This is a genomic window from Deinococcota bacterium (genome assembly GCA_030858465.1).
Taxonomy (GTDB): Bacteria; Deinococcota; Deinococci; order Deinococcales; family Trueperaceae; genus JALZLY01.
Genome location: JALZLY010000168.1, coordinates 22,992 through 29,690, shown reverse-complemented (window position 1 = coordinate 29,690; position 6,699 = coordinate 22,992). Strand labels below are relative to the sequence as shown.

At 70.8% G+C, this 6,699-nt stretch carries 5 protein-coding genes and 1 pseudogene; 1 reads left to right on the top strand and 5 read right to left on the bottom strand.

Annotated elements, in window-relative coordinates:
* Positions 1-176: 176 nt before the first annotated feature.
* Positions 177-1,190: pseudogene (gene dnaX, locus M3498_08615) on the bottom strand (DNA polymerase III subunit gamma/tau).
* Between the two features lie 142 nt (positions 1,191-1,332).
* On the opposite strand from dnaX, the gene M3498_08610 reads away from it, so the two are divergent.
* Positions 1,333-2,553: an ATP-binding protein gene (locus M3498_08610; protein MDQ3459341.1), complete on the top strand. Its 1,221-nt coding sequence runs from the start codon at positions 1,333-1,335 to the stop codon at positions 2,551-2,553.
* A 144-nt stretch (positions 2,554-2,697) separates the two neighbouring features.
* Here M3498_08610 and M3498_08605 read toward each other — a convergent pair whose 3' ends face one another.
* From M3498_08605 to M3498_08590, 4 genes are all read right to left on the bottom strand, one after another.
* On the bottom strand, positions 2,698-3,006 hold the full coding sequence (locus M3498_08605; protein ID MDQ3459340.1) for a DUF433 domain-containing protein: 309 nt from the start codon (positions 3,004-3,006) through the stop codon (positions 2,698-2,700).
* Positions 3,007-3,082: 76 nt separating this feature from the next.
* On the bottom strand, positions 3,083-3,277 hold the full coding sequence (locus M3498_08600) for a metallophosphoesterase family protein (protein ID MDQ3459339.1): 195 nt from the start codon (positions 3,275-3,277) through the stop codon (positions 3,083-3,085).
* 1 nt (position 3,278) lies between these two features.
* Positions 3,279-5,051: an FAD-dependent oxidoreductase gene (locus tag M3498_08595; GenBank protein ID MDQ3459338.1), complete on the bottom strand. Its 1,773-nt coding sequence runs from the start codon at positions 5,049-5,051 to the stop codon at positions 3,279-3,281.
* Between the two features lie 60 nt (positions 5,052-5,111).
* Entirely contained in the window at positions 5,112-6,635 is a 1,524-nt protein-coding gene (locus M3498_08590; protein ID MDQ3459337.1) for an HD-GYP domain-containing protein, read from the bottom strand.
* Positions 6,636-6,699: the final 64 nt, after the last annotated feature.

The following is a 6,699-nucleotide window of genomic DNA, read 5'->3' as shown; positions in this document are numbered from 1 at the left end:
GCCTGAGGGGGCGCGGCCGGAGCGGGCTGAGGCGCCGCGCGGGCCGGGGCAGTGGGAGAGCCGTGCCGGTGCGGGTCGAAATCGGGCAGAGAAGCGGCCCTTACGGACTCGCCGGCGGGCGCCTGGTCGTTCAAGGTCGGGCTGTTCAAGGTCGGGCTGTTCAAGGTCAGGCTGTTCAGGGCCTTGATGAGCGCGACCTCGAGCGCGAAGAGGTCGTCGCGGCGCACGAAGCGCTCGTCCTCGTCGTCGAGCGTGTGGATGAGGCGGAGCAGGGCGGCTTCTTCGAGCTCGAGCGTAAATCCCTCGTCCAGGCCAAGCTTGCTGTGCAGCGCGCCGCGAAGGGTGAGCTTGAGCCGCTCGACCAGGCTGCGCGGCTAAAAGCCGTCCCCGTAGAGGCGCCCGGCCTCGCCCAGGAGGCCGCTCAGGTCGCGCTCGGCGAGCGCGCGGGCCAGGGCCTGGAGGCGCTCTTGGGGGGGCAGGCCGAGAGCGCCCTCGGCGTCGGTCAGGGTGACGGCTTCGCCCGTGGCGAGCAGCCGCTCCAGGAGCGACTCGGCGTCGCGCATGGCGCCGTCGGCGGCGCGCGCCACGAGGTGCAAGGCCGCAAGCTCGGCCGCTACCCCGGCGGCCTCGCAGAGCCTGGCCAGCTTGCCGGCGATCTCGGCGTCACTCAGGCGGCGAAAGCGGAAGTGCTGGCAGCGCGAGAGGATGGTCGGCGGCAGCTTCTCGGGCTCGGTGGTGGCCAGGACGAAGACCAGCCCCGGCGGCGGCTCCTCCAAGGTCTTCAAGAGCGCGTTGGCGGCCGACTTGCTGAGCATGTGCGCCTCGTCCAGGACCCAGACGCGCTTGCCGCCGCGGATCGCCGCCAGACTCACGTGCTCGCGCAGGTCGCGGATGTCCTCGACCGAGTTGTTGCTGGCCGCGTCGAGCTCGGTAACGTCGGGGTGGCTGCCGCTTCTCACCAGCCGGCAGGACTCGCACTCGCCGCAGGGCTTCTCCTCGCGTTCACAGTTGACCGCCATCGCCACCAGGCGGGCGGTGGTGGTCTTGCCCACCCCGCGCGGCCCCGAAAAGAGGTAGGCGTGGCCGACCCGGCCCCGGGCCAGGGCCGCCATGAGCACGTCCTTGACGTGTTCCTGGCCGACGACCTGGGCGAAGGTGACGGGTCTGGCCTCTCGGTAGATCGCTGCCACTAGAACCCCACTCTAACACTCCGGCCGACCCGGTTTCACGGTCTCGTTGCTGGTCGGCGCGAGAGTCGGCAAGGGCTCGAGGCCGAAGCAGCGGGGTAGAATGAGGGTCATGCGGGCAAGGACAGGCCAGAGATGAGCTGCGATGGACCTCTACGTTTTTAACCGGCTCGGCGAATCATCCTGGGTCGGGCCGCTCGGCGCCCTCGAGGCGGCGCTCGCGCGCACCGACAGGCCAGCCGCCAGGGAGGCGTACGCGGGCCTCTACCGGGCGCTCCTCGAGCAGGAGGCGATCAGCCTGGCGGACGCGGTGCTGGACGACCTGCTCATGACTGAAACCCCCCTCTCCCGCCTCGCCATGCGGGGGGTCCACTTGCCCGAAGGCCTGAGGGCGGGAGCGCTTCTGGACCTGGAGCGCCTGGCCGACCTCCTGGAGCGGGACTGGCAGGCCGAGGCCTCGCGCCTGCTCGGCTCTCCGCTGCCGCCGCTCGAGGCCCTGGGTCACCGTCCCGCCGCAGCGGCGCTCGCGGGGCTAGGTGGGGGCGATCCGGAGGAGGCGCTGAGGCTGCTTGTGGCCCACTACCGCCGGCACGGCGCGGGACCCCTCGCGCGCTCCCTGGCCTTTCGCTGGGCGGGCGGGCGCCTGGCCGGCGTCGCCCATCCCGTTCGCACGGAGCTCGACCGGCTCGTCGGCCTGGAGCGGCAGCTGGCGGGGCTCACGGAAAATACCGAGACCTTCTTGAACGGCCGGCCCGCTCACCACGTCCTCCTCTACGGCCCGCGCGGCAGCGGCAAGTCCTCCGCCGTGCGCGCGCTGTTGCCGCGCTACGCCGAAGAGGGCTTGCGCCTGGTCGAACTGCACCCGCAGGACCTCGGCGACATCCTGACGGTGATGGAGCGCTTGCGCGGCCGCCCGCACCGCTACCTGCTCTTCGTCGACGACCTCGCCTTCGAGGCGGGCGACCGGGGCTACGGGCCGCTCAAGACCCTGCTCGAGGGCTCTTTGAGCGAGCGGCCGGAGAACGTGCTCATGTGCGCCACCAGCAACCGCCGCCACCTCGTCCGCGAGCGCTTTTCCGACCGGCCCGATCCTCTGGACGACGACGTCCACGGCTGGGACACGGTGAACGAGCGGCTGGCGCTGGCCGACCGCTTCGGCCTCACCCTGACCTTTCCGGGCGCCAGCCAGACGCGTTACCTGGACATCGTGCGGGGCTTGGCGGCGCAGGGGGGGCTCAGCGGTGACGACCTCGAAGAACGCGCCCTGCGCTTTGCTCAGTGGGGCAACGGCCTGTCGGGCCGCACCGCGCAGCAGTTCGTCGATACGCTCAGGGCTGAGCCACCGCTGCCTCAAAGCGGCAAGTAGAGCAAGCGACCCTCGAGCTCCTCGGGCTCGAGCCCCTTGGCGATCAGCTCGAGCCGTCCTCGAGAGCCGTCACCACATCCACGCCGCGTCGCCTCAGTCCCTCGGTGACGGCGCGCTGCACGTGATGATCCATATAGAGTCTGTTCAGCGCCCTGCCCTTGCCTTGACGAGCGCCTTCAAGTCGGGCGAATCGAACTGCGGTCTGAGCGCTTCGGCACGCGCCTCGCCCTCTTGGATGGCCGGGTCGATCTCGTCTCGGTGATCTTCGTAGTAGGCGAGTGCGGAGTAGATCTGCGCGAGCGTAAGCTGCGGGTGCTCTTGCTGCAACGCTTCAGGGCTCGAGCCGTGCGCGAGCTTCTCACCCACGAGTTGCTTGATCTTGAAGCGCGTTCCCTCAATTACCGGAATCCCGTCCTCCGTGATGGCGATGTGCTTGTAAGCGGTCTGTGTCACCTCGATCACCCTCTATCTCGATCACCCCCTACAGTGTACTCCCACATTGCGCGCACCGTGCCTTCATCTCCTCGAGCTAGCGCAACCAGCCCTCGAGCCACCACGCCGCGTGGGGCATGCCGCGCTGGAGCGCCTCTTTGGGCTGCGGGCCGAAGTTGGCCACGTCGCCGAGGCAGACGGCCCGCTCGGCGCCCTGCCGCGCCATGTCGGCCAGGACGGCCTCGAGCGCGTAGAGGTTGCCGTGGACGTCGGAAAGAATGGCCAGGCCCATGCTAATCCTCTTCCGCGGCCGTTGCCGTCTCCGGCTCGAGCTGAGCGACGGCCGCGGCGAGCGCGTAGGCCTCGCCCCTGCTGAGGCTGCCGGAGGGCGAGAAGTGGACGGGAGAGAGGCCCTGAACCCGCAACAAAGCCTGCCAGTCGGGGGCGGGGCAGTGACCCAAGCCGCAGGCCGCGCTCCCGGTGAGCGCGAGCGCCAGCTCCGGGGTGAGCGGACCCTTCAGGTCGGGGTGCGCGTCGAGGAGCCGGCGGCCCAGGCCCTCGTCGCCGTGGAAGCGCTTGCCCACCACGCTGAGCAAAAAGGCGTAGTCCAGGGCGTCCATCCTGTCGTCGAGGCGGGGGTCGTTGCTGTAGCCGCCGAGGGCGAGGCCGCGGCCGCGCAGGACCCGGTAGGCCTCCCAGAAGGGGTGCTCGTGCGGGCCCGAGGGCGCTCGAGCGCGGACGGCGGGCAGGTAGGCGCCGCGCTGGGCGAGACGCTGACGCAGACCCCGGATGTGCTCGCGGCTTTCGGCAAAGGCGCTCGAGCTCATCTCGGCCCGGATGGCCTGAACCGCCGCCACGCCGACCGCCTCGGCCAGCGCCATGCCGAAGGGCACCACCCGGGCCGAGGCGGCGGCCAGAGGGTCGTAGCCAGCGGCCTTGCCCACCACCCAGAGGTTGTCCAGGTCACGGGGAACCGTCACGCAGAGCCGCGCGCCGTAGATCTCGGGCAGGCCGTAGACGAAGCCGTGATCAAAGGGCGTGAGCGTCTGCACGTCGAGCGGGTAGCCGCCCGCCACCACGTCGAGTTCGGTGACGACGTTGTCCAGGACCTCGTCCACGGTCAGGGTGCAGCGCGCCTCTAAGTGCCGCGTCTCGCGGATGTAGAGCGTCTCGGCCACGCCGCCGAAGCGGGCGTGGGCAAAGCCCGGCAGCTCCCTCAAGTAGGCGACGATGCGCGGGGCCTCGCGCTCGGCGCGCGCCACGGCCTCCTCGCGGCTCGCCTCGTCGAAGGGGTCGACGCCGTAGATGAGCAGCGCGTTGACGAGCACCGTGCCGTCGTCCTGCCGGCCCAGGTTGAGGCCGCGCAGCCGGAGGCCTTCCTCCTGCGCCAGGTAGCGGGCGGGATAGCCGCCAAAGGACCCCCAGGCGGCGTGAGGGTTGACCTCGGCGTAGCCGCGGCCGCGCGCTCTGACGCCCCGCGTCAGCCCTTGCCAGTCCACCCGGTCGATGCGAAACACCAGGGTGTCGGCCATGCGTTCGTTCAGGCCGAGCGAGGCGAAGCCCAGCGTATAGCTTGCGCCCGCAACGGCCGCGACATCGGCCTCGGCGGTGGCGTCGATGACCTGCCCGGCCTCGATGCGGCGGTCCGGCAGTCTTACGCCGACGACCCTGGACCCCTCGAGCACAGGCGCCATCTCACCGGCGTCACGGATCACCGTGACGCCGGCCTCCGAAAGCATGCCCTCAAAGGCCGCCTCGGCCCGCTGTACATCAAAGGCCGCGCGCCGCCCCAGCTGCCGCCACCACCTCTCGAAGAGGCCGCGCTGGTAGCTCTCGGGCCGGCTGCGCAGGTCGAGGACGTTCATCTCGCCCATCACGAAGAGGCCGCCCAGGCGCTGATCGCGGGTCACGAGCAGCGTGCGGGCCCCCTCCTGAGCGGCGGCCACCGCGGCGATGATGCCCTCGGGCTCGCTGCCGAGCACGAGCACATCGGCCGACAAGCGGCCGCCCTCGTCCAGCGCCAAGGCGCTTAGAAGGAGGCAAAAGCAAAGAAGGGGCTTGGGCATGGCTTCAATCTAGCAGATCGACCCATGAGGCCCTCAAGGTTTCTTAGCGGTTTCTTATGCTTAAAGGTCAGGCCCTGCTGGAAACGCGGCTGAATCATACTGCCCTGGTGGCGTTGCAGCCGCCTCCTGGCCGTCCCAGAGCCGGATAAAGGCGGCCGCGATGCCTGGATCGAACTGCCCCTGCCCGGCCCCCTTGACGATCTCCGCCAGCGCCTCCTCGTGGCGCCAGGCGCGTTTGTAGGGCCGCTCGGACAGCAGCGCGTCGTAGACATCGGCGAGGGCGAAGACGCGGGCCAGCAGGGGGATGGTCTCGCCCGCCAAACCGTCGGGGTAGCCGGCGCCGTCCCAGCGCTCGTGGTGGTGGCGCACGATCTCCAAGACCGCCCTGGGGATGAAGCCGAGCTGGCCGACCATCGTCTCGCCGATGGTGACGTGGCCTTTCATCGTCCGCCACTCGTCCGCCTCGAGCTTGCCGGGCTTGAGCAGGATGCGGTCGGCGATGGCGATCTTGCCGGCGTCGTGCAGGTAGCTCCCCCAGCGCAGCTGAGTGAGCGCCTCGGCGCCTAAGCCGAGGGCGCGGCCGAGCCGCAGGCTCAGCTCGGTCACCCGGTCGGTGTGGCCCTTGGTCTCGTAGTCGCGGTACTCGAGCGCTAAGCCCATCGCCCTGAGCGCGTCCTCGCGGGTCTTCTCGAGCTCCTGGTGGACGCGCTCGAGCCGCAGCGAGTCGGCCTCGCGGGCGGCGAGCGCGGCCGCGGCGCGCCGCGCAAAGGCGCCGAAGAGAAGCGCCAGCTCGCCACTGTCCTCCAGCGGCGCGTCGTGCAGGGCGACGAGCAGGGTGACCGGCTCATCGTCGCGGCGGCGGAGGGGCGCGCCCATAAAGCTCTCGGCGCCCAGGGCGGCGAGCCGCTCGTCGTTGGGAAAGTGCGCGCGCAGGCCGGAGGGATAGACCTGGGGGCCGCGGCAGGCCGCCTCGCAGGGCGAGCCGGCCAGAGGGTAGTGGGTCCCTTCGGCGCTCGGGTCACCCCAGGACGCGACGAGCTCGAGATGAGCGCCGGCGACCTCGCCGATAAAGGCCCGGCGCAGGCCCAGCGCCCCGCAGAGACCGCGCAGGAGCGTATGCGGATCGTCGCTCTCGTCGGCGAGCTGCTCGAGCGTCCGCTGCCGGCGCCGCTCGCGCCGCTGGTCGCGGGCGATGAGGGCGAGGCTGCCGTCGTCTTGGGCGAGCAGGATCAGGCTGACGGGTCGCTCCTCGCCGCTCCAGGTCAGCAGCGCCGCGCCGCCGGACCAGCGCCCGCTCCCTCGCGCCGCGGGCAAGGCCACGGTTTCCAGGCGCTCGTAGACCCAGGCCGGGAAGAGCCGCCTGAGGGTCAGCGCCTGAAGGTCCAGTCTGCCGTCCAAGCCGAGCAGGCGGCGCCCGGCGGGGTTCAAGTAGTGCAGCCTCCCGCTGGCGTCGGCCCCGCAGACGAGGTCCGGGCTCTCGGTGATGAGTTCGCCCAGGGGCAGCGCCGAAGTGACGCTGGGCTCGCCGGCCGGCTTGAGTACCGCCCCGAGCGCTTCTAGAACGTGACCGTAACGAACAGGCATAAGCGATGATAGGCGAGGTCGGGGCGATCTCGAGGTGCAGATGCACCACGCCCCCGGCAGCGGG